The organism is Aquamicrobium sp. (genome assembly GCF_023954335.1).
Classification (GTDB): Bacteria; Pseudomonadota; Alphaproteobacteria; order Rhizobiales; family Rhizobiaceae; genus Aerobium.
The window spans coordinates 262017-284332 of record NZ_JAMLIE010000001.1 but is presented as its reverse complement, the minus strand read 5'-3'; the positions used below and the strand labels follow the sequence as shown (position 1 = coordinate 284332).

The 22316-nt window shown below is 66.8% G+C and carries 25 protein-coding genes; 10 read left to right on the top strand and 15 right to left on the bottom strand.

Going from position 1 to position 22316, the window contains the following annotated elements; all coding sequences use genetic code 11:
* Positions 1–4: 4 nt before the first annotated feature.
* From M9945_RS01460 to M9945_RS01430, 7 genes are all read right to left on the bottom strand, one after another.
* Positions 5–2530, bottom strand: a complete 2526-nt coding sequence (locus M9945_RS01460) for a PAS-domain containing protein (RefSeq protein WP_367943128.1) — start codon at positions 2528–2530, stop codon at positions 5–7.
* Between the two features lie 198 nt (positions 2531–2728).
* Complete coding sequence (gene ahcY, locus M9945_RS01455; protein WP_367943127.1) at positions 2729–4126, bottom strand: adenosylhomocysteinase; 1398 nt, start codon at positions 4124–4126, stop codon at positions 2729–2731.
* Between the two features lie 153 nt (positions 4127–4279).
* The gene (locus M9945_RS01450; protein ID WP_367931191.1) at positions 4280–4591 is read right to left on the bottom strand and encodes an HPr family phosphocarrier protein; all 312 of its coding nucleotides are present in this window, start codon (positions 4589–4591) and stop codon (positions 4280–4282) included.
* Positions 4588–4989: a PTS sugar transporter subunit IIA gene (locus tag M9945_RS01445; protein ID WP_367931192.1), complete on the bottom strand. Its 402-nt coding sequence runs from the start codon at positions 4987–4989 to the stop codon at positions 4588–4590. The genes M9945_RS01450 and M9945_RS01445 overlap by 4 nt, the downstream gene beginning before the upstream one ends.
* Positions 4990–5245: 256 nt before the next feature.
* Positions 5246–5740 (bottom strand): HPr kinase/phosphorylase, encoded by a 495-nt coding sequence (locus tag M9945_RS01440; RefSeq protein ID WP_367943126.1) that lies wholly within the window; start codon positions 5738–5740, stop codon positions 5246–5248.
* Complete coding sequence (locus tag M9945_RS01435) at positions 5737–7515, bottom strand: stimulus-sensing domain-containing protein (protein ID WP_367943125.1); 1779 nt, start codon at positions 7513–7515, stop codon at positions 5737–5739. The genes M9945_RS01440 and M9945_RS01435 overlap by 4 nt, the downstream gene beginning before the upstream one ends.
* Positions 7516–7545: 30 nt before the next feature.
* Positions 7546–8247, bottom strand: a complete 702-nt coding sequence (locus M9945_RS01430) for a response regulator transcription factor (protein WP_367931195.1) — start codon at positions 8245–8247, stop codon at positions 7546–7548.
* 346 nt (positions 8248–8593) lie between these two features.
* Between M9945_RS01430 and M9945_RS01425 the strand changes: the two genes are divergently transcribed.
* From M9945_RS01425 to M9945_RS01410, 4 genes are all read left to right on the top strand, one after another.
* The gene (locus tag M9945_RS01425; RefSeq protein WP_367943124.1) at positions 8594–10204 is read left to right on the top strand and encodes a phosphoenolpyruvate carboxykinase; all 1611 of its coding nucleotides are present in this window, start codon (positions 8594–8596) and stop codon (positions 10202–10204) included.
* Between the two features lie 102 nt (positions 10205–10306).
* On the top strand, positions 10307–10744 hold the full coding sequence (arfB, locus tag M9945_RS01420; RefSeq protein WP_367943123.1) for an alternative ribosome rescue aminoacyl-tRNA hydrolase ArfB: 438 nt from the start codon (positions 10307–10309) through the stop codon (positions 10742–10744).
* Between the two features lie 114 nt (positions 10745–10858).
* Positions 10859–11320: a peptidoglycan-binding protein LysM gene (gene lysM / locus M9945_RS01415; RefSeq protein WP_367931198.1), complete on the top strand. Its 462-nt coding sequence runs from the start codon at positions 10859–10861 to the stop codon at positions 11318–11320.
* Between the two features lie 198 nt (positions 11321–11518).
* Entirely contained in the window at positions 11519–12157 is a 639-nt protein-coding gene (locus M9945_RS01410; protein ID WP_367943122.1) for an alpha-ketoglutarate-dependent dioxygenase AlkB, read from the top strand.
* On the opposite strand, the gene coaA is transcribed toward M9945_RS01410, so the two are convergent.
* The 3 genes from coaA to hisF are packed head-to-tail and all read right to left on the bottom strand — an operon-like array spanning position 12144 to position 14261.
* Positions 12144–13106: a type I pantothenate kinase gene (gene coaA / locus M9945_RS01405; RefSeq protein ID WP_367943121.1), complete on the bottom strand. Its 963-nt coding sequence runs from the start codon at positions 13104–13106 to the stop codon at positions 12144–12146. The two genes, M9945_RS01410 and coaA, sit on opposite strands and share 14 nt — an antisense overlap.
* A 17-nt stretch (positions 13107–13123) precedes the next feature.
* Entirely contained in the window at positions 13124–13447 is a 324-nt protein-coding gene (locus M9945_RS01400) for a phosphoribosyl-ATP diphosphatase (RefSeq protein WP_367931200.1), read from the bottom strand.
* Between the two features lie 28 nt (positions 13448–13475).
* The gene (hisF, locus tag M9945_RS01395) at positions 13476–14261 is read right to left on the bottom strand and encodes an imidazole glycerol phosphate synthase subunit HisF (protein ID WP_367931201.1); all 786 of its coding nucleotides are present in this window, start codon (positions 14259–14261) and stop codon (positions 13476–13478) included.
* 99 nt (positions 14262–14360) lie between these two features.
* On the opposite strand from hisF, the gene M9945_RS01390 reads away from it, so the two are divergent.
* The gene (locus M9945_RS01390) at positions 14361–15098 is read left to right on the top strand and encodes a DUF3800 domain-containing protein (protein WP_367931202.1); all 738 of its coding nucleotides are present in this window, start codon (positions 14361–14363) and stop codon (positions 15096–15098) included.
* A 143-nt stretch (positions 15099–15241) separates the two neighbouring features.
* Here the strand turns inward: M9945_RS01390 and hisA are convergent, their stop codons facing one another.
* Positions 15242–15976 (bottom strand): 1-(5-phosphoribosyl)-5-[(5-phosphoribosylamino)methylideneamino]imidazole-4-carboxamide isomerase, encoded by a 735-nt coding sequence (gene hisA / locus M9945_RS01385; protein ID WP_367943120.1) that lies wholly within the window; start codon positions 15974–15976, stop codon positions 15242–15244.
* 4 nt (positions 15977–15980) lie between these two features.
* Positions 15981–16271: a DUF1330 domain-containing protein gene (locus M9945_RS01380; protein ID WP_367943119.1), complete on the bottom strand. Its 291-nt coding sequence runs from the start codon at positions 16269–16271 to the stop codon at positions 15981–15983.
* A gap of 172 nt (positions 16272–16443) precedes the next feature.
* Between M9945_RS01380 and M9945_RS01375 the strand changes: the two genes are divergently transcribed.
* Complete coding sequence (locus M9945_RS01375; protein ID WP_367943118.1) at positions 16444–16737, top strand: hypothetical protein; 294 nt, start codon at positions 16444–16446, stop codon at positions 16735–16737.
* Here M9945_RS01375 and hisH read toward each other — a convergent pair whose 3' ends face one another.
* The 3 genes from hisH to hisB are packed head-to-tail and all read right to left on the bottom strand — an operon-like array spanning position 16738 to position 18502.
* Positions 16738–17388 carry an imidazole glycerol phosphate synthase subunit HisH gene (hisH, locus tag M9945_RS01370; protein ID WP_367930408.1) on the bottom strand — a complete coding sequence of 217 codons (651 nt, stop codon included), beginning with the start codon at positions 17386–17388 and terminating at the stop codon, positions 16738–16740.
* Between the two features lie 4 nt (positions 17389–17392).
* Positions 17393–17881, bottom strand: a complete 489-nt coding sequence (locus tag M9945_RS01365; RefSeq protein ID WP_367943117.1) for a DUF2628 domain-containing protein — start codon at positions 17879–17881, stop codon at positions 17393–17395.
* 21 nt (positions 17882–17902) lie between these two features.
* The gene (hisB, locus tag M9945_RS01360) at positions 17903–18502 is read right to left on the bottom strand and encodes an imidazoleglycerol-phosphate dehydratase HisB (protein WP_367943116.1); all 600 of its coding nucleotides are present in this window, start codon (positions 18500–18502) and stop codon (positions 17903–17905) included.
* A gap of 178 nt (positions 18503–18680) precedes the next feature.
* On the opposite strand from hisB, the gene hslV reads away from it, so the two are divergent.
* From hslV to hslU, 4 genes are read left to right on the top strand one after another with little or no spacing between them, the layout of a single operon-like run.
* The gene (gene hslV, locus M9945_RS01355; RefSeq protein ID WP_367943115.1) at positions 18681–19232 is read left to right on the top strand and encodes an ATP-dependent protease subunit HslV; all 552 of its coding nucleotides are present in this window, start codon (positions 18681–18683) and stop codon (positions 19230–19232) included.
* Complete coding sequence (locus tag M9945_RS01350; RefSeq protein WP_367943114.1) at positions 19222–19779, top strand: GNAT family N-acetyltransferase; 558 nt, start codon at positions 19222–19224, stop codon at positions 19777–19779. Before hslV ends, M9945_RS01350 begins: the two co-directional genes overlap by 11 nt.
* Before the next feature lie 58 nt (positions 19780–19837).
* Positions 19838–20989 carry a hypothetical protein gene (locus M9945_RS01345; protein ID WP_367943113.1) on the top strand — a complete coding sequence of 384 codons (1152 nt, stop codon included), beginning with the start codon at positions 19838–19840 and terminating at the stop codon, positions 20987–20989.
* 15 nt (positions 20990–21004) lie between these two features.
* Positions 21005–22312: an ATP-dependent protease ATPase subunit HslU gene (gene hslU / locus M9945_RS01340; protein WP_367943112.1), complete on the top strand. Its 1308-nt coding sequence runs from the start codon at positions 21005–21007 to the stop codon at positions 22310–22312.
* The last annotated feature ends 4 nt before the right edge of the window (positions 22313–22316 follow it).

Genomic DNA, 22316 nt, shown 5'->3' with positions numbered 1-22316 from the left:
AAGGCTACTCCGCGGCCGCGCGGAATCCGGCCGGCGCCAGCGGGAAGCGGCAGACCACCGTGGTGCCGAGGCCCGCGCCGCTGTCGATCGAAACCCGGCCGCCATGCAGCTCGACGAAGCTCTTGACGATGGAGAGGCCGAGGCCGGCGCCGCGGCGGCGGCCGCCATTGGGATGCGGCTCGAAGCGGCGGAAGATGCCGTCGAGTACGTCGGCCGGGATGCCCGGCCCGTCGTCGTGGACGCTGAAGGAGACGCCGCCCTCGTCGCCGGCGCAGGCGAGCCGGACGGTCGAGCCTTCCGGCGCGTAGTTGGCGGCGTTGGAGAGCACGTTGAACAGGATCTGCCGCACACGGTTCTCGTCGGCGTGGAAGGAGGCGGGCGCGGCCGAGAGGTCGACGGCGAGGGCGATGCGATGCTCGCGCAGCCGCTCGGCGACGAGGTCGGCGGCGGCGCGCACCGTGCGCTCGACCGGAACCTCGGCGATGTCGAGCTCCATCACGCCGGCATCGATGGTGGCGAGGTCGAGGATGTCGTCGACGATGGTGTCAAGCTGCGCCGAGGAGGTGGCGATGTGGTCGACATAGTCGCGCTGGCGCGGGTTGAGCGGGCCGGTCACCTCCTGCGCCAGAAGCTCGGCGAAGCCGATGATGTTGGTCAGCGGCGAGCGCAGCTCGTAGGAGACGTGCTGGATGAAGTCGTTCTTCAGCTGGTCGGCGCGCTCCAGCGCCTCGTTCTTGTCTTTCAGCATGCGCTCGACATTGACGCTGTCGGTGACGTCGATGAAGGTCGCCATCATCTGGCCGTTGGGCAGGTGGACGAGCGCGTAGCGCAGGACGGTGCCGTCGTTGAGCTCGACCTGGCCCTCGCCGTCGCGCCGCTCCTCGTCGAAGCCGGTGGCGGCGGCCGCCATCATGCCCCACGGGCTGACGCGGGCGAGGCCGTCGCAGGCCGCGCGGATGACCGAGATGTGGGTGCCGGGCTGAACGAGATCGGGCGGCATGCCCCACAGGGCCGAGAAGGCCGGGTTCGACAGGCGCACCCGCCCGTCGGAGCCGAACACGGCGACGCCCTCGGCCAGATTGTCGAGCGTCACGCCCTGCACCCGCACGATGGTGTTGTAGCGGCTTTCGAGGCTGATCTTCTCGGTCAGGTTCTCGTAGAGCCAGGTGACGCCGCCGTCGGGCTGCGGATTGGCGACGACGCGCAGCGTGCGCCCGTCCGGCAGGTGCCACAGATGCTCCTGCGGCTCGATGGCGCGATAGACGGCAAGAAGATTCTCCTTCCAGCGCCGCCATTCCGGCTGCTCGGCCAGCTTGCCCTGGCTGCGCAGCCGGTCGAGCAGCAGCGTGTGGTCGGGCCGGCTGCCGAGGAAGCCGTGATCGAGCTCCCACAGCTTCTGGAACGCCTGGTTGAAGAACAGCAGCTTCTGATTGGCGTCGAAGATGGCGACGGCGGTGCTCAGCCGGTCGAGCGTGTCGGCGTGGCTGCGCACCGTGCGCTCATACTGGGCGCGCACGGTCTCGATCTCGGAGACGTCGCAGGCGAGGCCGGCCGACCCGTCCTCGCCGGCATAGTCGGTGACGGCGAAGACGCGGCGGTCGCCGCCGATCACGGTCGACAGGTTCTGCGACAGGACGCGCTGGGACAGGTGCGCATGCGCCACCTGCTCGCGCGCGGCGGTGCCGAGGAACTCGCGGCTCTCGCGCACGGCGGCGACCCCGTCAGGCGCCTCGACGGCGGCGGCATAGGCGGCGTTGACCCAGGACAGCCGCCCGTCGGCGGCGCGCAGCCAGGCCGGCATGGGAAGCGCGTCGATCAGGCCGGTGAGGCTGGCGTGGTCGGCCTCGAGGCGGCGGTGCTGGATCTGCAGCTCGGCATGGTCGCGCCGCTCCTGCGACAGCGACAGGAACCGCACGGCGACATGGCCGGCGGCGACGCGGCCTTGCGCCTCCAGCGGCATGCCGCGCGTGGTCTCGATGGCGAGGTCGAAGGGCTGGCGCTCGTCGCGCAGCGCGGCGATCGCCCGCTCCAGCGCCGCGGCGCTGCCGGGCGCGAGCCAGCGGCCGAAGGCCATGAAGGTGGCGCGGTCTTCCGGAACGCCGGGCAGCTCGATGGCGCCTACGAGCTCCGGCTTGCCGCCCTCGCCGGACCAGACGAGGATGCGCCTGTCCTTGAGGTTGAGCAGGGCTTCGGCCCGCTGGAGCGCGGCGTCGAGCTCGGCGACGCGGCTGCGGAACTCGATGTTCTCGGCAGCGGTGCGGCCGCGCTCGCGGATCAGCATGATGGCCGACAGCATCGCCGCACCGGTGACGCCGACGAACAGAGCGAGCTGGATCACCTCGACGGTGCCGATCGAGAAGGGCAGCCTGACATTGGTCGGCACCGCGTCCTGCGCCAGCGCCGCGACGGGCAAGGCGACCGTGGCGAGCGCGAAGCCGGCGAGCCGCGCCAGAAGCCCGTGCCGTCGCCGCGAATCGGCGTCGCCTGCGAAGCGGGATTGCGCCGCATCGACCCGGTCCTGCACTGCCATAGCCAAATGTCCTCTCCACCGCCGCGGGCGAAACCGCCCAGAAAGGACGCGCCCCATGATGGCCTCTTCCGATCGGGGGCGTCGCGAATCACGTCACTCTACCGTGCGGCCGATTCGCCGTGAAGGCGAGGACGGCGCAAAAAGGGGCCGGACGGCGTTCCCGTCCGGCCCCGATCTAACGCGCGGTATGGTTAACAATCAGTAGCGATAGTGATCCGACTTGAACGGCCCCTGCGGCGAGATGCCGATATAGGCGGCCTGCTCGGGCGACAGTTCGGTCAGCTTCGCGCCGACCTTGGCCAGATGCAGCCGCGCCACCTTCTCGTCGAGATGCTTGGGCAGGACATAGACCTCGTTCCTGTACTCGTCGCCCTTGGTCCACAGCTCGATCTGCGCCAGCACCTGGTTGGTGAAGGAGGCGGACATGACGAAGCTCGGATGGCCGGTGGCGTTGCCGAGGTTGAGCAGCCGGCCCTCCGAGAGGAGGATGATGCGCTTGCCGTCGCTGAACTCGACGAGGTCGACCTGCGGCTTGACGTTGGTCCATTTGAGGTTGCGCAGCGCCTCGACCTGAATCTCGTTGTCGAAATGGCCGATATTGCCGACGATGGCCATGTCCTTCAGCTTGCGCATGTGGTCGAGCGTGATGACGTCCTTGTTGCCGGTCGTCGTGATGACGATGTCGGCGGCGGGCGCCGCATCGTCGAGCGTCACCACCTCGAACCCGTCCATCGCCGCCTGAAGCGCGCAGATCGGGTCGACCTCCGTGACCTTGACGCGCGCGCCGGCGCCGGCGAGCGAGGCGGCCGAGCCCTTGCCGACGTCGCCATAGCCGCAGACCACGGCGACCTTGCCGGCCAGCATGACGTCGGTGGCGCGGCGGATGCCGTCGACCAGCGATTCCTTGCAGCCGTACTTGTTGTCGAATTTTGACTTGGTGACGCTGTCGTTGACGTTGATCGCCGGGAAGGGAAGCAGCCCCTTCTTCTGGAGCTGGTAGAGCCGGTTGACGCCGGTCGTCGTCTCCTCGCTGACGCCGCGGATCGCCTCGCGCTGCTTGCCGAAGAAGCCCGGCGTGGCGGCCATGCGCTTCCTGATCTGGGCGAAGAGGATCTCCTCCTCCTCGCTGCCCGGCTTCGACAGCACGTCCTCGCCGGCCTCGGCGCGCGCGCCGATCAGGATGTACATGGTGGCGTCGCCGCCGTCGTCGAGGATCAGATTGGACGGCGCGCCGTCCGGCCACTGGAAGATGCTGTCGGTGTATTCCCAGTACTCGGTCAGCGTCTCGCCCTTGACGGCGAAGACCGGGGTACCGCCGGCGGCGATGGCGGCCGCGGCGTGGTCCTGGGTGGAGAAGATGTTGCACGAGGCCCAGCGGACCTCGGCGCCGAGCGCCTTCAGCGTCTCGATCAGCACCGCGGTCTGGATGGTCATGTGCAGCGAGCCGGAGATGCGCGCGCCCTTCAGCGGCTTCGCCGCGCCGAACTCCTCGCGGCAGGCCATCAGGCCCGGCATCTCGGTCTCGGCGATGGTGATCTCCTTGCGGCCCCAGTCGGCAAGGCCGATATCCGCAACCTTGTAATCCTCAGCGCTCATGCACTTGGCTCCAATCTCGTGAAAACGGTGGCGTCCCGTCCGGCCTGCAAATCGACGCGGCCGGAACGCGCCCTGCCCTGCGGCGCGGACTAGCAGAAAAGCCGCTTTGCGGCAATCCGACATAAAGAAATCTTTATGTGGTTGTGCGGGAAATCAGGCTTCCTCGCCGAAACGCGAGGCCACCAGCTCCTCGAGCGCTTCCATCAGCGCCGCGGCCTGCGGCCCGCGCGCGGTGACGGAGATCGAGCAGCCGGGGCTGGCGGCGAGCATCATCAGGCCCATGATCGAGGTGCCGCCGACGCTCACCCCGTCCTTCTCGACCTCGACGGTGGCGTCGAAGCCGCCGACGAGCTGGACGAACTTGGCCGAGGCGCGTGCATGCAGGCCGCGCTTGTTGACGATCGCCAGCTCCTTGCGGATGGCGGGCGCGGTGGCCGCGCCGCCGTTGCCTTCCGGTTCGCTCATTTGCCGCTCAGGACCTGGCTTGCGACGTTGATGTATTTGCGGCCGGCCATCTGCGCCTCCGACAGGGAGGCGGCCATGTCATCGCCGGTTCGGACGCTGGTCAGCTTGATGAGCATCGGCAGGTTGACGCCGGCAATCACCTCGACGCTGCCGGCGCGCATGACCGAGATGGCGAGGTTGGACGGGGTGCCGCCGAACATGTCGGTCAGGATGATGACGCCGGTTCCGGTGTCGGCGCGGGCCACGGCCTCGACGATGTCGGCGCGGCGCTGCTCCATGTCGTCCTCCGCCCCGATGCAGACGGTCTCGAAATTCTGCTGCGGGCCGACGACGTGCTCGACGGCGAGGCGGAATTCCTCGGCCAGCCGGCCATGGGTGACCAGGACGATGCCGATCATGCGGCGCACCGGCGTCCGAAGCACGGCGGCGTGCCGAAGGCGGGAGTCAGGAAAAAGGGTTCCGGCAATGGATCACTCTGGGTTTCGTCAGAACCGGCCAACACCAGACTCCCGTCAAGATTCATGCAAATCGGCGTCCCGCCCGGCGCGCCGCAAGCGAGGAAGCGCCGGCCCCGGATCGAGGGACCGCTATCTTGTCAGCGAGCGGGCCAATGACAAGCCCCAAAATGCCCGGTTCGGGACCAAATTGCCGCATCTATGGGCAGGGACCGCTAGGAAGACGGCCTCCGGGGCGGTCGAGCCAGGCGAGGAGCGCCCGCGCGCCGCCTGCCGATTCGCCTTCGGAAAGATCGAGACGGGGCAGCGACACACCGAGGATCGCCTCCGTGGCCGCCTCGTCGGCGACGCGCGGCGCGTCGGTGGCCTCGACCAGCCGCACGACGCGGTCGACCACCGCGCGCGGCTCGCAGGGAGAAGGAACCGGGCCGCAGCCGCGGATCTCGACGAGGCCGGCGATGGCGGCCGGCACTTCGGCGACGAGACGGCCCGAGACGGCGGACAGCCAGACCCGGTCGTCGGCGACGAGGGCGGCGAAGCGGCCGGCAAGGCGCGCCCGCTCGATCACGGCGAGTGCCAGCGAGGACTTTCCCGCGCCGGAGCGGCCGAAGATCAGCACGCCCGACCCGCCCGCGACGATCGCCGTGGCGTGGAGGTTGACGCGTCCGGCATCCTGCGTGGCGGAGGCCGTCATGCCTCGGCCGGCAGGGTGATGATGAAGCGCGCGCCGGCGAACTCGCCCGGCTTCGTGCCGGCGATGTTCTCAGCCGTCAGCCTGCCGCCATGCGCCTCGACGATCTGGCGGCTGATCGACAGGCCGAGGCCCGAATTCTGGCCGAAGGCCTCGCTGGCCGGGCGGTCGGTGTAGAAGCGCTCGAAGATGCGCTCGATGTCCTCGACGCGGATGCCGGGGCCGTTGTCGTCCACGGTGACGACGACATGGCGCGGCGCGCGCGTCAGGGTGATGGCGATGCGGCCCTTGCCCTCCGGCACGAAGGAGCGGGCGTTCTCGATCAGGTTGGTCAGCACCTGGCCGAGCCTCAGATCGTGGCCGGAGACGGTGAAGTCGCGGCCGTTCTGGCCCTTCTTCGCCGTGCGCACCTGGATGTCGAGCGCCTTGCGGTTGCGGCCGGCCTCGCGCGAGGCGTCGGCGATCTCGGTGGCGAGCTTGAGGAGGTCGACGCGGCCGGCATCCTCGCGCGCCAGCTCGGCGTCGAGGCGCGAGGCGTCGGAAATGTCGGTGATGAGCCGGTCGAGGCGGCGCACGTCGTGCTGGATCACCTCCATCAGCCGGCCGCGCGAGGTCTCGTTCTTGGCCAGCGGCAGCGTCTCGACCGCGCTGCGCAGCGAGGTCAGCGGGTTCTTCAGCTCGTGGCTGACGTCGGCGGCGAAGCTCTCGATGGCCTCGATACGGGCATAGAGCGCGTTGGTCATGTCGCGCAGGGCGACGGAAAGATTGCCGATCTCGTCCTGCCGGTCGGAGAAATCGGGGATCTCCTCGCGGCTCTTGACGCCGCGCCGGACGCGGACCGCGGCGGCGGCCAGCCGGCGCAGCGGGTTGGCGATGGTCGAGGCGAGCAGCATCGACAGCACCGCGGTGACGATGGCGGCCACGCCGAAGACGCGCAGGATGGCCCGGCGCTCGGCGGCGACGATCTTGTCGATGTCGCCGCCCTGCGTCGACAGCATCAGCGCGCCGAGCACGGCGCGGTAGCGCTGGATCGGCACCGCGACCGAGACGATCTGCTCGCCCTGCTCGGTGACGCGCACCAGCGTCGCCGTGTTGCCCTGCAGCGCGCTCATCACCTCGGGAAAGGCGGTGCCGCTGCCGCCGGGCGGCTCGCGGTAGACGGGCAGGTCCGAGCGGGAGAAGACGCCGGTCAGGAATTTTTCCACCCGCCGCATCAGGCCCGGTTCCTCCTCGGCCACCGGCGGCAGGTTGTAGCGCAGGATCTGGCCGCGCGAGTAGAGCGCGCGCGAATCGAGCAGCAGCGAGGCGTCGCGGTCGAAGATGCGGCCGCGCGTGTCGGTGGGCGAGAGCAGCCGGCGCAGCACCGGCGCGACGCGCTCGGGATTGATCGGGAAATGCAGGCTGTCGAGCTGGCCGCTGTCGGGCGGCAGGCTCTCGCCGGCCTGGAGCTCGAGCAGCTTCTCCGGGTCGATGGTGATGGCGTCGGTCTCGACCGTGGCCGAGGCGGCGATGGCGCCTGCGATGATCTCGCCCTGGGTGCGCAGGCTGTCGATGCGCGCCTGCACCAGCCCGTCGCGGAACTGGTTGATGTAGAGGATGCCGACGACCGTCATGCACAGCGCGGCGAGGTTGAGCACCAGGATGCGCCGCGTCAGGCTGGAGAACACGTAATGGCCGAGGAAGCGGCGCAGCGAGACGAACAGCCTGAGCAGCGGGCGCAACGCGCCCGCGCCGCTGGCCGGCTTCGCCGCCGTCTCGCTCGTGGTTTCCGACGCCATAGGCTCCCTCGGGGTGCCGCCTTCCGGCTCTTACGCCTCGCGGAAGCGGTATCCTACCCCATAAAGCGTCTCGATCATGTCGAAATCGTCGTCGACCGCCTTGAATTTCTTGCGAAGGCGCTTGATGTGGCTGTCGATGGTGCGGTCGTCGACATAGACCTGCTCGTCATAGGCCGAATCCATCAGCGCGTCGCGGCTCTTGACCACGCCGGGGCGCTGGGCCAGCGAATGCAGGATCAGGAACTCGGTGACGGTCAGCACCACGGGCTCGCCCTTCCAGGTGCAGGTGTGGCGCTCCTGGTCCATGACGAGCTGGCCGCGCTCCAGCGACTTGGCCTGCTGGCCGGCGGTCTTGGCCCCGGCCTCGCGCGCATTGGCGCGGCGCAGGACGGCGCGCACCCGCTCGACCAGAAGCCGCTGCGAGAACGGCTTCTTGATGAAGTCGTCCGCGCCCATCTTGAGGCCGAACAGCTCGTCGATCTCGTCGTCCTTCGACGTCAGGAAGATCACCGGGATGTCGCTCTTCTGGCGCAGGCGGCGCAGAAGCTCCATCCCGTCCATGCGCGGCATCTTGATGTCGAAGATGGCGAGGTTGGGCGGCCGCGCCGCAAGCCCCTCGAGCGCCGAAGCGCCGTCGGTATAGGTCTCGACCCGATAGCCTTCCGACTCCAGCGCGATCGAAACGGACGTCAGGATGTTGCGGTCGTCATCCACCAGCGCAATCGTTGCCATGTCAAACGGCTCCCTCATCAGCGGGCGTCCCTTCCTGCTTCCGGAAGGGGTCATAAGCGGACAAATTGGGTACAAATTGTGGCAAGCGGCTTTTCCCCGTTCGTCCCGATCCGCCCGGTTTCGCACCGGGATCGTTCCCTTGCGTCACCGGACGAGGCCTACACTGCTTGAGGATATGAACAGTTACAACCGATTTAAACCCTTCCAAAAAACTTTAAATCGATTAATGATTTGAAATCAATGGACTTTTCTGTTTCTGGACCTCTCACCTTCGACTGAAGCGCCATGACGGGCGCCGTGTGGCGGGGGCGAAACCCAGAATTCGGCTCCTGCTTGGTGGTGAGGAATGAACGAGATCGGCCTGCGCAACGCGAAAAACGGCATCGATACCGACGGTCTGAAAACGACCGGCACGGTCCACTACAATCTCGGCCCGGCCGACCTCGTCGAGCACGCGCTGCGCCGTGACGAGGCGCGGCTGACCGCCCACGGCGCGCTGATCGCCACCACCGGCCAGCACACCGGCCGCTCGCCCAAGGACAAGTTCGTGGTCCGCGACGGCGCGACCGAGGACAAGGTATGGTGGGACAATAACAGGCCGATGACGCCGGAGCAGTTCTCGGCGCTCCACGACGATTTCCTCGCCCATGCCGCCGGTCTCGACCTCTACGTGCAGGACCTGGTCGGCGGCGCCGACGAGGCGAACAGCCTTCCGACGCGCGTCGTCACCGAATATGCATGGCATTCCATGTTCATCCGCAACCTCCTGATCCGCCCGTCGCGGGAGGCGCTCGCCTCGTTCGAGCAGAAGCTGACGATCATCGACCTGCCGTCGTTCCGCGCCGACCCGGCGCGCCACGGCACGCGCACGGAGACCGTCATCGCCGTCGATTTCAGCCGCATGCTGGTGCTGATCGGCGGCACCGCCTATGCCGGCGAGATGAAGAAGTCGGTTTTCACCGTGCTCAACTACCTGCTGCCCGAGAGTGGCGTGATGCCGATGCACTGTTCGGCCAATGTCGGCCCTAACGGCGACGCGGCAGTGTTCTTCGGCCTGTCCGGCACCGGCAAGACCACGCTGTCGGCCGACCCGAAGCGCACGCTCATCGGCGACGACGAGCATGGCTGGGGCGAGAACGGCATCTTCAACTTCGAGGGCGGCTGCTACGCCAAGACGATTCGCCTCTCGGCCGAGGCCGAGCCGGAAATCTTCGCCACCACGCGCCGCTTCGGCACCGTGCTGGAAAACGTCGTGCTCGACGATACCCGCGTGCCCGACTTCAACGACGGCCGGCTCACCGAGAACACACGCTGCGCCTATCCGCTCGACTTCATCCCCAACGCCTCGGCGACGGGCCGCGCCGGCCATCCGAAGAACGTCATCATGCTGACGGCCGACGCCTTCGGCGTGATGCCGCCCATCGCGCGCATGACCCCGGCGCAGGCGATGTACCACTTCCTGTCCGGCTACACCGCCAAGGTCGCAGGCACCGAGCGCGGCGTGACCGAGCCGGAAGCGACGTTCTCGACATGCTTCGGCGCGCCGTTCATGCCGCGCCACCCGTCGGAATACGGCAATCTGCTGCGCGAGCTGATCGCGCGCCACGGCGCCACCTGCTGGCTGGTCAACACCGGCTGGACCGGCGGCGCCTACGGCACCGGCAGCCGCATGCCGATCAAGGCGACGCGGGCGCTGCTTTCGGCCGCGCTCGACGGCTCGCTCAACAATGCCGCGTTCCGCACCGACCCGAGCTTCGGCTTCGAGGTTCCGGTGGCGGTGCCGGGCGTCGACGGCGCCATCCTCGACCCGCGCTCCACCTGGGCCGACAAGGACGCCTACGACGCGCAGGCGAAGAAGCTCGTCGGCATGTTCGTCGACAATTTCGCCAAGTTCGAGGCCCATGTCGACACCAACACGCTCGACGCCGCGCCCCGCATCCGCGACGCGGCCGCGTAAGCCGCGCCGCCATCCTTACGGAAAAGGCCCGGCCGTGCGCCGGGCCTTTTCTTTTGGCCGCAACCGGACGATGGTCGGCGCCGGACAAAGGAAGGAAAACCGATGGCTGCCGCCGACCGGCTTCATATCGCGCCCGGCATCGAGATCCGCGAGGACGAGCTCGAGGAGAGCTTCATCCGTGCGTCCGGCCCCGGCGGGCAGAACGTCAACAAGGTGGCGGCGGCCGTGCAGCTTCGCTTCGACGCCGCGAGCTCGCCCGGCCTGCCCGAGCGCGTGCGCGACAACGCGCTGAAACTCGCCGGCCAGCGCGCCACCAAGGACGGCGTCATCGTCATCGAGGCGGCGCGCTTCCGCACCCAGGAGCGCAACCGCACTGACGCGCGCGAGCGGCTGGTCGCGCTGCTGGCGAAGGCGGCCGAGCCGCCGCCCAAGCCGCGCAAGAAGACGAAGCCGTCCAGGGGCGCGGTCGAGCGCCGGCTCAAGGAAAAAGCCGGCCGCGCCGGAATCAAGCGCATGCGCGGCAAGGTCGACGGCGAATAGTTCGCGCGCGGTTCGCGAATCGGGGGCTTTTTGTTCTTTCAATTTCGCCCCTGCTGCGCCACATTCGCGCCAGAGGGACAATCGATTTTCAGCAGCGAGAATGGAGACTGCGGCATGGGACTTTTCGATTTCGTCAAATCGGTGGGCGAGAAGCTCGGCATCGGCGGTTCGGACGAGGCTCCGAAGGTCGAGGAACTGAAGAAGGAGCTCGACAAGCACAATCTCGGCACCGACAAGGTCGAGATCGAGGTCGTCGGCGACAAGGCGATCCTGAAGGGCTCGGTCGCGGACCAGACTGCCTTCGAGAAGGCGGTGATCGCGGTCGGCAACACGCTCGGCGTGTCCAAGGTCGAAACCCAGCTCACCGTCGACGAGACCGGTGGCGGCGAGAAGGAGCCGGTGTTCTACACCGTCAAGAAGGGCGACAACCTCTGGAAGATCGCCGAAGCCCATTACGGCAAGGGCAAGGGCGCCAAGCACACGGTCATCTTCGAGGCCAACAAGCCGATGCTGACCCACCCGGACAAGATCTATCCGGGCCAGGTGCTGCGCATCCCCGCGCTCGACCAGGCCTAGGCCGCTTCAGGGTCTGCGGGAACGGCCCTTCCCCGTCGGGGAACAAGAAGCGTTCCCATCGCACCGAACCGGCGGTTCGGCGTGGTTTCCGGCGGCGCAAGCCGCCGGTTTCGTTTGCGACGCACGAAACCGGGTTGCGCCCTTTGCCATGGCCGTAGACGATCCGGCCCCACGACCGTGCAAGGCCCAAGGAGCGACATGCAAGACGATTTGCCGCCCGGCATGCGGCATTATCCCGGCTTTCTCGACGACGCGGCGCAGCGGGCGCTGCTCGACGACATCCGCGCCGCGGTCGCGGCCGCGCCGCTCTTCGTGCCGGCGATGCCGCGCACCGGCAAGCCGATGAGCGTGCGGATGATCAATCTCGGCGCGCTCGGCTGGGTGACGGACAAGGAGCGCGGCTACCGCTACCAGCCGACCCACCCCGAAACGGGAAGGCCGTGGCCGCCGATCCCGACGCGCCTCCTCGACCTGTGGGGCGAGGTGGCAGCCTATGCCGCGACGCCCGAGGCCTGCCTCGTCAATTTCTACGAGGCCACGGCGAAGATGGGCCTGCACCAGGATCGCGACGAGCGCGATTTCGAGGCGCCGGTGGTTTCCGTCTCGCTGGGCGATGCCTGCCTGTTCCGCATCGGCGGACTGAAGCGCACTGACCCGACGCGCTCGCTCCGGCTCGAAAGCGGCGACGTCTTCGTGCTCGGCGGAGCCTCCCGCCTCGCGTTCCACGGCGTCGACCGCATCTATCCCGGCAGCTCGACGCTGCTCAGGAACGGCGGACGCATCAATTTGACCCTGCGCCGGGTCTCGCCGGTTTCCGACGAGGCTACAGCTTCCTGAGCGAGACCTGCTCGACCAGATGGTCGGCGCCCTTGCGCAGGATGAGGTCGGCGCGCGGCCGCGTCGGCAGGATGTTCTCGTGCAGGTTCCTGAGGTTGATGTTGGCCCACAGGCCTTCGGCGATGGCGCGCGCGGCGTCTTCCGAAAGCTGCGAATAGCGATGGAAGAACGATTCGGGGTTGCGGAACGCGGTCTCGCGAAGCCGCATGAAGCGGTCGATATACCACTGGTGGATCAGCGCCTCCTCGGCATCGACATAGATCGAGAAGTCGAAGAAGTCGGAGATGAACGGCACGATCTTGCCGTCCTTGGGCAGGTCGCGCGTCTGGAGGACGTTGATGCCCTCGAAGATCAGGATGTCGGGCCGGTCGATGGTGACGAACCCGTCCGGCAGCACGTCGTAGGTCAGGTGCGAATAGAGCGGCGCCTGCACCTGCGGCTCGCCCGACTTGATGGCCGACAGGAAGCGCAGCAGCGCGCCGACGTCGTAGCTCTCGGGAAAGCCCTTGCGCTCCATCAGGTTCTGGTTGCGCAGCACCTCGTTGGGGAACAGGAAGCCGTCGGTGGTGACGAGCGCGACGCGCGGGCTCGACGGCCAGCGCTGCAGCAGCTCCTTCAGGACGCGCGCGGTGGTCGACTTGCCGACCGCCACCGAGCCGGCGATGCCGATGATGAACGGGGTCTTGACCACGTCGCCGCCGTTGAAGAACACCTGCCGCTGGCGAAACAGCAGCTGGCTCGCCTCGACATGAGCCGAAAGCAGCCGCGACAGTGACAGGTAGATCTTGCGCACCTCGTCGAGGTCGATCGGGTCGTTCAGCGAGCGCAGCCGCCGGACCTCGTCCTCGTTGAGGGTCAGCGGCGTGTCGTCGCGGAACTGCGCCCAGCGCTCCGCCGTGAACACTCGGTAGGGCGAGTATTTCTCGATTGCGGCGCGGTCGATCGGCATGGCCATGCTCCGCTGGATCAGCCGGCCGGCCGCGAGGCCTTCTCGGCGAGGCCGGATCGCCCGGTACGCGCCTCGAGCTCGGCCAGCACCTCGGCAAGCGACACGCCCGAAAGCGCGAGCACGACGAGCCAGTGATAGAGAAGGTCGGCGCTCTCGGCGACGACGCCGGCGCGGTCGCCCTTTACGGCGGCGATCACCGTCTCGGTCGCTTCCTCGCCCAGCTTCTGCGCCGCCTTGTCGATGCCCTTGGCGAACAGCTTCGCGGTCCAGGAATCGGCGGCGCCCGAGCGGCCGCGCTCGGCGACGATGCTTTCGAGCTCTTCCAGCGTGAAACCGGCCAAGCGCCCCTCCACTCTTAGGTCCCTGTCTTCAGTTTTCGGCGTCGAGCCGGACCGCTATGCCGGCTTTTGCCATGTGTTCCTTGGCCTGCGCAATGGTGTAGGTGCCGAAATGGAAGATCGAGGCGGCGAGAACCGCCGTCGCATGGCCGTCGCGGATGCCCTCGACCAGATGATCGAGGGTGCCGACGCCGCCCGAGGCGATCACCGGCGCGCGCACCGCGTCGGCGACAGCGCGGGTGAGCGGGATGTCGTAGCCGGCCTTGGTGCCATCGCGGTCCATCGAGGTGAGCAGAATCTCGCCCGCGCCGCGCTCGACCATGGCGGCGGCGAACTCGACCGCGTCGAGGCCGGTCGGGTTGCGCCCGCCATGGGTGAAGATCTCCCAGCGCGGCGTCTGGCCCTCGCCCGACACCTTCTTGGCGTCGATGGCGACGACGATGCACTGGTTGCCGAACTTGTCGGCGGCCTCGGCGACGAAATCCGGGTTGTTGACCGCCGCCGTGTTGATCGAGACCTTGTCGGCCCCGGCGAGCAGCAGCTTGCGGATGTCGGCGACCTGGCGCACGCCGCCGCCGACCGTCACCGGCATGAAGCAGCGCTCGGCGGTGCGGGCGACGACGTCGAAGATGGTCTCGCGGTTGTCGGACGAGGCGGTGATGTCGAGGAAGCACAATTCGTCGGCCCCGGCCGCGTCATAGGCGCGCGCGGCCTCGACCGGATCGCCGGCGTCGATTAGGTCGACGAAATTGACCCCCTTGACGACGCGGCCGTCCTTCACGTCGAGGCACGGGATGATGCGGGCTTTGAGGGTCAACGGACGGTCTTCCTGTTCGTTTGCGCGGCCTCGACATCAAGGCAAGGGGTAGTACGGATATTCAGCATCGAGTAGCGTATCTCTCAAGGGGAGGCGGATATGGCAGCGCACGGAAACTACATTTTCTATGCCGACGAAAGTGGCGATCACTCGCTTACGTCTGTTGATCCGGCCTATCCAGCATTTTCTCTGTCGCTCTGCGCTTTTCGAAAGATCGACTACTGCTCGCGGATAATTCCCGGCTTCCTGCGCTTCAAGTTCAAGTACTTCGGTCATGACGCAGTCGTTCTCCATGAACGGGAGATACGCAAGCAAATCGGTGCCTTTACGTTCCTTACGGATATAAGGGCCCGGGGAGCCTTTATGGAGGACCTCACTGCACTGGTCCGGGATTCCCGCTTCGCTATTTTCGCCTCAGTCATCGACAAGCATGATTTGAAACTGGACCTCTTTCCGAGCAATCCATATGGAATCTCTCTCCGTATCTGCTTGCAGTCCGCGTTCAAATATCTCGAAAAGCGCAACGAGATAGGGCTCGTACATCATTTTATTTTCGAGAAACGAGGGATAAAAGAAGATCAGGAACTGGAACTTGAGTTTCGTAGAATTATTGACGGCGAAAATGATCTAAAAATCGAGTTCCCTAATTTCCATATCCACTTTTCCGACAAACGAACAAATTCGACAGGCATGCAGATCGCCGACCTGACTGCTCGCCCCATCGGATTGAGAATTGTCCGCCCTTCACAAGCTAATCGATCATACGAGGCTATAGCCGCGAAACTTCATAATTATAAGCGATTTTCCCGACCTAGCCGAGGAATCTATGCCCCATAAAAGCGAAAGACCTCGGAATACTCCGAGGTCCAACGCCGACCGGGAACCCCCAATCCATTTGCTTAAACATAGCGATTTTCGAGCAGAAAATCAAGAAAAAGGCATTGACTCTCCGAAATACCTCGAAATCGGCCTAAGTGATTCTATCGATTCTGCTTTTTCAGCACCGCCAGCGCCTCTTGCGGGTCGATGCGGCCGTCATAGAGGGCGCGGCCGGAGATCGCGCCTTCGAGGCGGCGGGCATCCGGCATGGTCATGCGCACGATGTCGGCCATCGAGGCGAGGCCGCCCGAGGCGATGACGGGGATCGAGACGGCCTCGGCCATGTCGATGGTGGCGTTCCAGTTGATGCCGGCGAGCACGCCGTCGCGGTCGATGTCGGTGTAGACGATGGCGGCGACGCCCGCGCCCTCGAACTTCCGCGCCAGCTCGATCGCGCCCAACTCAGACGCCTCGGCCCAGCCCTCGACCGCGACCTTGCCGCCGCGCGCGTCGATGCCGACGGCGATCCTGCCCGGAAACGCCTTGCATGCCTCTACGACCAGCGCGGGGTCGCGCACCGCGACCGTGCCGAGGATGACGCGAGCGAGGCCCTTTTCCAGCCATGCCTCGATATGGGCCATGGTGCGGATGCCGCCGCCGAGCTGCACCGGGTTCTTCGTCGCCTTGAGGATAGCCTCGACGGCCGCGCCGTTGCGGCTCTCGCCGGCGAAGGCGCCGTCGAGGTCGACGACGTGCAGCCATTCGAAGCCCTGTTCCTCGAAGCTCCTCGCCTGCGCGGCCGGATCCTCGTTATAGACGGTGGCGCTCGCCATCTCGCCGAGCTTCAGGCGCACGCACTGGCCGCCCTTCAGGTCGATGGCCGGGCAAAGGATCATCGCGTCACACACCCTCGACTATGACGAGCCGCGCCTTCGCGGCGTTCTTCCTGAACTCCACCGCCGCCTTGTATTCGGGCGAGTGGTAGCATTCCACCGCCTTGTCGTAGCTGTCGAACTCGATGACGACGTGGCGGGTGCCGGCCGGCTCCTCCGGCTGCTCGTTGCGGCCGGCGCGGACGACGAACTTCGCGCCGTATTTCCCGAAGGCGACGGCGTTGGCGGCAACGTAATCCTTGTACGCCTCCGGGTCGGTCACATCGACCAGCGCGATCCAGTAGCCCTTTTTGCTCATAGTCTTCTTTCTTTGTAATCGGTCATCTTACTCAAACAAGAACATTCCCCGAACATTTCGATGCTCAAGGTATGGACTCGCGCGCTGGAATCAGGAATCGATGGGGTCCACCCTCTAGATTTAGCAGTCGGAAGGGTGGACCCACTCAATATATGCCAACAGGATCAGCACCATGAAAACATACAGCATCACTTATGACCTCGGCAACCCGGGGCGCGCCTATGGGAGTGTAGCCGAGGCTATAAGGCAGATCGCGAATGGATATTGTCGACCGACCGAAAGCCAGTGGATCGTTAACTCATCGCTGTCTGCATCAGAGATTCGAGATGTGATCGGAGATAATTTAGATAATGGCGACAAGCTCTTCATAAATGAAGTCGGCGATGACTGGGCTTCTTGGGGGCTATCTACCTCTACAATAGATTGGCTCCACAAGTATTGGCGTTCTTCCTCTTCTGTTTCCTAGCTAAGGCTTCCAGCGCAGAAAGTTGGCGATCAGGGCGAGGCCGAGCGCCTGGCTCTTCTCGGGGTGGAACTGGGTGCCGGCCTTGTTGTCCTTCGCGACGGCGGCCGTCACCGGCCCGCCATAGTCGGCGACGGCGACGACCTCATCGTCGTGCGCGGCGTCGAGATGGTAGGAATGGACGAAATAGGCGTGCAGCCCGCTCTCGCCGGTGGGGATGCCGGCGAACAGCGGATGGGAATGTTTCACGTGAATCGTGTTCCAGCCGATCTGCGGGATTTTCAGCGACGGGTCGGAGGGCGTGATCTCCTTGACGTCGCCGGCGATCCAGCCGAGACCCTTCGTCACCGTCTTCTCCAGCCCGCGTTCGGACATCAGCTGCATGCCGACGCAGATGCCGAGGAACGGCCGGCCCCTGACGGTGGCGGCCTCCTCGATCGCCTCGACCATGCCGGGGACGGCGTCGAGGCCGGCGCGGCAGTCGGCATAGGCACCGACGCCGGGCAGGACGATGCGGTCGGCGCCCGCCACGCGGGCGGCGTCCGAGGTCAGGTCGATCTCGGCGGCGATGCCCGCCTCGCGCGCCGCGCGCTCGAACGCCTTGGTCGCTGAGCGCAGGTTGCCGGAGCCGTAGTCGATGATGGCGACGCGCATATGGTCAGCTCTTTCCGGGATAGGCGAACAGGCCGAGCGCCGGCGCAGCAAGCGGGCGCGGCGCGGCGACAGGCGGGGCGGAAACGGGGGAAGGCCCGGCTGCAGCAGGCTCGCCCGCCTCGCCTTCCACCTCGTTCAGGTAGCGGATTTCCGCCTCGGCGGCATCGCCGGCCTCGACCATGCCCCACGCGCGCCAGCCGCGCCGGCGCAAGGCGGCAAGCCGCAGCGCCGGGCCTTCCAGCCCGACATAGAGCGAGACGAGGAAGGCGAACGCCGGGGCGGCATTGCCCAGCCCGAGGACCGAGCCGAAACCGGAAAGCGCCATCGTCACGGCAATGACGGCCAGCGCCTCGATCCACAGCCGGTGCCACAGCAGCCAGAGCGCCGGCACGAGGAAGGCGAGGACATGAAAGCCGTCGCGCACCAGCACGGCCCTTTCGCGGCCGGCGTCGGCGTCTGCGACCGGTGGCTCCATCACCACATAGCTTGACATGGCTTTCGCCCTATCCACGCTCTAACCGTTGAGCGTTCCCTTGGTGGACGGGATCGCGCCTTCCTGACGCGGATCGTGCTCGACTGCTGCGCGCAGCGCGCGCGCCACCGCCTTGAAGCAGGTCTCGGCGATATGGTGGTTGTTGGCGCCGTAATGGTTGGCGATGTGCAGGGTGATGCCGGCGTTCTGGGCCAGAGCCTGGAAGAACTCGCGCACCAGCTCGGTGTCGAAGGTGCCGATCTTCGGCGCGGAGAATTCCACCTGCCAGACGAGGAACGGCCGGCCGGAGACGTCGAGCGCGGCGCGCGTCAGCGTCTCGTCCATGGCGAGGTCGATCGAGGCGTAGCGGCAGATACCGCGCCGCTCGCCGAGCGCCTTCGCGATGGCCTGGCCGAGCGCGATGCCCGTGTCCTCGACCGTGTGGTGGTCGTCGATGTGGAGGTCGCCCTTGGCCTTTATCTCCATGTCGATCAGCGAATGGCGGCAAAGCTGCTCGAGCATGTGGTCGAAGAAGCCGACGCCGGTCGAGATCGTCGACACGCCCTTGCCGTCGAGATCGACGGAAACGGCAATCGAGGTTTCCTTGGTGCTGCGCGAAACGCTCGCCCTGCGGCCGGTCATGATCGCGGTCCCTTCCTTCCGAGAAAGCGCCAAAAGGCGAACGCGTCTTAACAGCATGGCCGGGCGATGGAAAGCGCCTCGGGGCGCGAGGCTTTGCATTCCGCCCCCCGGCGCATACATAAGCCTCCATGCGGCCGGCGCATCCTCCCATGGCCGGCCGGAGAGGATCGGAGCTGATATGTCGAACGAGATAATCATGCACGGGACCACCATCGTCACCGTGCGCAAGGGCGGCAAGGTGGTGATCGCCGGCGACGGCCAGGTCAGCCTCGGCCAGACGGTGATGAAGGGCAACGCCCGCAAGGTGCGCCGCATCGGCAGCAAGGGCGACGTCATCGCCGGCTTCGCCGGCGCGACCGCCGACGCCTTCACCCTGCTGGAGCGGCTGGAGGCCAAGCTGGAGCAATATCCCGACCAGCTGATGCGGGCCGCGGTCGAGCTGGCCAAGGACTGGCGCACCGACCGCTACCTGCGCCGGCTGGAAGCCATGATGCTGGTGGCCGACAAAAGCGTAACGCTGGCGCTGACCGGCACCGGCGACGTGCTCGAGCCCGAGCACGGCGTGATGGCCATCGGCTCGGGCGGCAACTACGCGCTGGCGGCGGCGCGGGCGCTCGCCGACACCGACAAGAGCGCCGAGGAGATCGCCCGCAAGGCGATGGAGATCGCCGCCGACATCTGCGTCTACACCAACGGCAACGTCATCGTCGAAACGCTCGATGCCGGATAGGGGGCCGGATAGCGGGCCGAACGGCGGAGAAGGCCATATCGGCTTCGCCCCGGTGACGCCGGACCACTATGCGCTGCTGCGCGACTGGCTCGGACGGCCGCACATGCGTCAATGGTGGGGCGATCCCGACGAGGAATTCGGCTCCATCCGCGACATGGTCGAGGGCCGCGACACCACCCGCCCCTTCGTCATCCTGCTCGACGGCGAGCCGGTCGGCTATATCCAGTGCTGGTCCGTCGGCGAGCACCAGAGCGGGCAGTGGGCGACGGACCATCCCTGGCTTCTCGACCTGCCCACTGACGCCGTCGGCGTCGATCTTTCGATCGGCGATCCCGACCGGCTGTCGCAGGGCATCGGGTCGGCAGCCCTGTCGGCCTTCGTGCGCGTCCTGCGCGAGGAAGGCCGCCGGACCATCGTCATCGACCCCGACCCGGCGAACGGCCGCGCTGTGCGCGCCTATGAGAAGGCCGGCTTCCGGGTCATCCCCGACCTTGTCGGGCGCACCGGCGCAAACGTGCTCCTGATGCGGTTCGAGCCGGAGGCATGATGACAGCGGCGCGCACGCGAACCATAGTGCGGCCGGATCGGCGGCAGCGGAGGCGCGGGTGATCAGCAGCGAAACGCTTGAGCGCGCCGTGGCGGGCGGGGTGATCTCCGCCGCCCAGCGCGAGCGGCTTTATGCCATGGAGCGGACGGCGGCGCTGCCGCCGGACGAGGACGCGGACGGCAGCGAGGAAAATCTGCGGCTGATCGGCGGCGGCAACGACCTCTTCGTCACTGTCGGCACCGTGCTCGTGACCGCCGGCTTCTACTTCGTGCTGACGACGCTGATGCCGGGGCAGACGCTGTGGATCGCCGGCCTCGTCGCCGCCTTCTCCTGGGCGGTGGCGGAGATCGTCACCCGCCAGCACCGGATGAAGCTGTCCTCGACCGTGCTCAGCCTCGCCTTCGTCACGGCCGTGGCCGTCGTGCTCGGGCTCACGGCGCTGGAGCGCTACCCGATCCGCATGCCGGAGACGATCTGGCAGCTTCTGGCGCTCCGCAGCACCCTCGCCTGGGCGGGCTATCTCTTCCTCGGCGGCATCATCGCCGCGGTGATCGTCTATTTCCTGCGATTCCGCGTGCCGGTGCTCGCCGGCGTGATCGCCATCGCGGCGACGCTGCTCGCCTTCCTGCAAACGGCGGTCCTGCTTTACGACGGCGTGTCGAGCGGTTCCGTCACCATGCCGGCGATGGAGGAGATGCCGCAGCTCCTGCGCGCCTCGCTCTACATGCCGCTGGTCTGCGGCCTCGTCGTCTTCGCCGTCGCCGTCGCGCTCGACATCCACGACCGCGAGCGGCGCACCATCTGGTCGGACTGCGCGTTCTGGCTGCATGTCGTGTCGGCGCCGATGCTGGTGCATCCGCTGTTCATCCTGTCGACCGGGCAGGACGTGGCGTTCGGCCGGATCGAGCCGGGCACGGGGGCGACGGTGATGCTGGCCGCGCTCATCCTCGGCTTCGTCTATGTCGCGCTCGCCATCGACCGCCGCTCGCTGCTGGTGCCGACGCTGGCCTATTTCGGCTCGCTCGGCATCTACTACCTCGTCAACACCGCCGCCAACACCACCGGGATCCCGCCCTTCGCGCTCATCCTCTTGGCCGTCGGCGCGCTGATCATCTTCTTCGGGGCCGGCTGGCAGCGCATCCGCCGCTTGATCGTCGGCTCGACGCTCCCCACATCCGTGCTCGACAGGCTTCCACCCATAAAGGCTTAAGGCGTACCTCTTCAGATGACCAGTTTCTCCCCCCGCGAGATCGTTTCCGAACTCGACCGCTACATCATCGGCCAGAAGGACGCCAAGCGCGCCGTCGCCATCGCGCTGCGCAACCGCTGGCGCCGCCAGCAGCTCGAAGGCCAGATGCGCGAGGAGGTGATGCCGAAGAACATCCTGATGATCGGCCCGACCGGCGTCGGCAAGACCGAGATCTCGCGCCGCCTCGCCAAGCTCGCCGGCGCGCCCTTCATCAAGGTCGAGGCCACCAAGTTCACCGAGGTCGGCTATGTCGGCCGCGACGTCGAGCAGATCATCCGCGACCTGGTCGAGGTCGCCATCGGCCTGACGCGCGAGAAGATGCGCGAGGACGTGAAGGCGCGCGCGCATCTCAACGCCGAGGAGCGCGTGCTGGAGGCCCTCGTCGGCAAGACCGCGAGCCCGGCGACGCGCGATTCGTTCCGCAGGAAGCTGCGCGACGGCGAGCTCGACGACCGCGAGATCGAGGTCGAGGTGGCCGACACCGGCACCGGCGGCATGCCCGGCTTCGAGATTCCCGGCATGCCGGGCGGCGTCGGCATGATCAATATCGGCGACATGCTGCAAAAGGCGATGGGCGGCCAGCGGACCCGGACCCGCAAGACCACGGTCAAGGAATCCTACGGCCTGCTGATCAACGACGAGTCCGACAAGCTGCTCGACCAGGACGAGGTGGTGGCCCGCGCGCTCGCCGCGACCCAGAACGACGGCATCGTCTTCCTCGACGAGATCGACAAGGTCGCGGCCCGCAGCGACATTTCCGGCGGCCCCTCGCGCGAGGGCGTGCAGCGCGACTTGCTGCCGCTCGTCGAGGGCACCACCGTCGCCACCAAATACGGGCCGGTGAAGACCGACCACATCCTGTTCATCGCCTCGGGCGCGTTCCACGTCTCGAAGCCGTCGGACCTGTTGCCCGAATTGCAGGGCCGCCTGCCGATCCGCGTCGAATTGCGCGCGCTCGACAAGGAGGATTTCCGCCGCATCCTGACCGAGACGGAGGCAAGCCTGATCAAGCAGTATGTAGCGCTGATGGGAACCGAGGGCGTTACGCTCTCCTTCACCGACGACGCCATCGACCGGCTGGCCGGCGTCGCCGTCGACCTCAACGCCAGCATCGAGAACATCGGCGCAAGGCGGCTGCAGACGGTGATGGAGCGGGTGCTCGACGAGATCTCCTTCACCGCGCCGGACAAGGCCGGCTCGGAAGTGACCATCGACGCCGATTTCGTCGATAAGAATGTCGGGAATCTGGCCAGGAATACGGATTTGTCCCGATTCATCCTCTAGACCG

What these genes read in the sequence shown, in the direction of transcription:
- M9945_RS01460 (WP_367943128.1), bottom strand. Translation starts at nt 2,530, where the DNA reads ATGGCAGTGCAGGACCGGGTCGATGCGGCGCAATCCCGCTTCGCAGGC.
- ahcY (WP_367943127.1), bottom strand. Translation starts at nt 4,126, where the DNA reads ATGAGCGCTGAGGATTACAAGGTTGCGGATATCGGCCTTGCCGACTGG.
- M9945_RS01450 (WP_367931191.1), bottom strand. Translation starts at nt 4,591, where the DNA reads ATGAGCGAACCGGAAGGCAACGGCGGCGCGGCCACCGCGCCCGCCATC.
- M9945_RS01445 (WP_367931192.1), bottom strand. Translation starts at nt 4,989, where the DNA reads ATGATCGGCATCGTCCTGGTCACCCATGGCCGGCTGGCCGAGGAATTC.
- M9945_RS01440 (WP_367943126.1), bottom strand. Translation starts at nt 5,740, where the DNA reads ATGACGGCCTCCGCCACGCAGGATGCCGGACGCGTCAACCTCCACGCC.
- M9945_RS01435 (WP_367943125.1), bottom strand. Translation starts at nt 7,515, where the DNA reads ATGGCGTCGGAAACCACGAGCGAGACGGCGGCGAAGCCGGCCAGCGGC.
- M9945_RS01430 (WP_367931195.1), bottom strand. Translation starts at nt 8,247, where the DNA reads ATGGCAACGATTGCGCTGGTGGATGACGACCGCAACATCCTGACGTCC.
- M9945_RS01425 (WP_367943124.1), top strand. Translation starts at nt 8,594, where the DNA reads ATGAACGAGATCGGCCTGCGCAACGCGAAAAACGGCATCGATACCGAC.
- arfB (WP_367943123.1), top strand. Translation starts at nt 10,307, where the DNA reads ATGGCTGCCGCCGACCGGCTTCATATCGCGCCCGGCATCGAGATCCGC.
- lysM (WP_367931198.1), top strand. Translation starts at nt 10,859, where the DNA reads ATGGGACTTTTCGATTTCGTCAAATCGGTGGGCGAGAAGCTCGGCATC.
- M9945_RS01410 (WP_367943122.1), top strand. Translation starts at nt 11,519, where the DNA reads ATGCAAGACGATTTGCCGCCCGGCATGCGGCATTATCCCGGCTTTCTC.
- coaA (WP_367943121.1), bottom strand. Translation starts at nt 13,106, where the DNA reads ATGCCGATCGACCGCGCCGCAATCGAGAAATACTCGCCCTACCGAGTG.
- M9945_RS01390 (WP_367931202.1), top strand. Translation starts at nt 14,361, where the DNA reads ATGGCAGCGCACGGAAACTACATTTTCTATGCCGACGAAAGTGGCGAT.
- hisA (WP_367943120.1), bottom strand. Translation starts at nt 15,976, where the DNA reads ATGATCCTTTGCCCGGCCATCGACCTGAAGGGCGGCCAGTGCGTGCGC.
- M9945_RS01380 (WP_367943119.1), bottom strand. Translation starts at nt 16,271, where the DNA reads ATGAGCAAAAAGGGCTACTGGATCGCGCTGGTCGATGTGACCGACCCG.
- M9945_RS01375 (WP_367943118.1), top strand. Translation starts at nt 16,444, where the DNA reads ATGAAAACATACAGCATCACTTATGACCTCGGCAACCCGGGGCGCGCC.
- hisH (WP_367930408.1), bottom strand. Translation starts at nt 17,388, where the DNA reads ATGCGCGTCGCCATCATCGACTACGGCTCCGGCAACCTGCGCTCAGCG.
- M9945_RS01365 (WP_367943117.1), bottom strand. Translation starts at nt 17,881, where the DNA reads ATGTCAAGCTATGTGGTGATGGAGCCACCGGTCGCAGACGCCGACGCC.
- hisB (WP_367943116.1), bottom strand. Translation starts at nt 18,502, where the DNA reads ATGACCGGCCGCAGGGCGAGCGTTTCGCGCAGCACCAAGGAAACCTCG.
- hslV (WP_367943115.1), top strand. Translation starts at nt 18,681, where the DNA reads ATGTCGAACGAGATAATCATGCACGGGACCACCATCGTCACCGTGCGC.
- M9945_RS01350 (WP_367943114.1), top strand. Translation starts at nt 19,222, where the DNA reads ATGCCGGATAGGGGGCCGGATAGCGGGCCGAACGGCGGAGAAGGCCAT.
- hslU (WP_367943112.1), top strand. Translation starts at nt 21,005, where the DNA reads ATGACCAGTTTCTCCCCCCGCGAGATCGTTTCCGAACTCGACCGCTAC.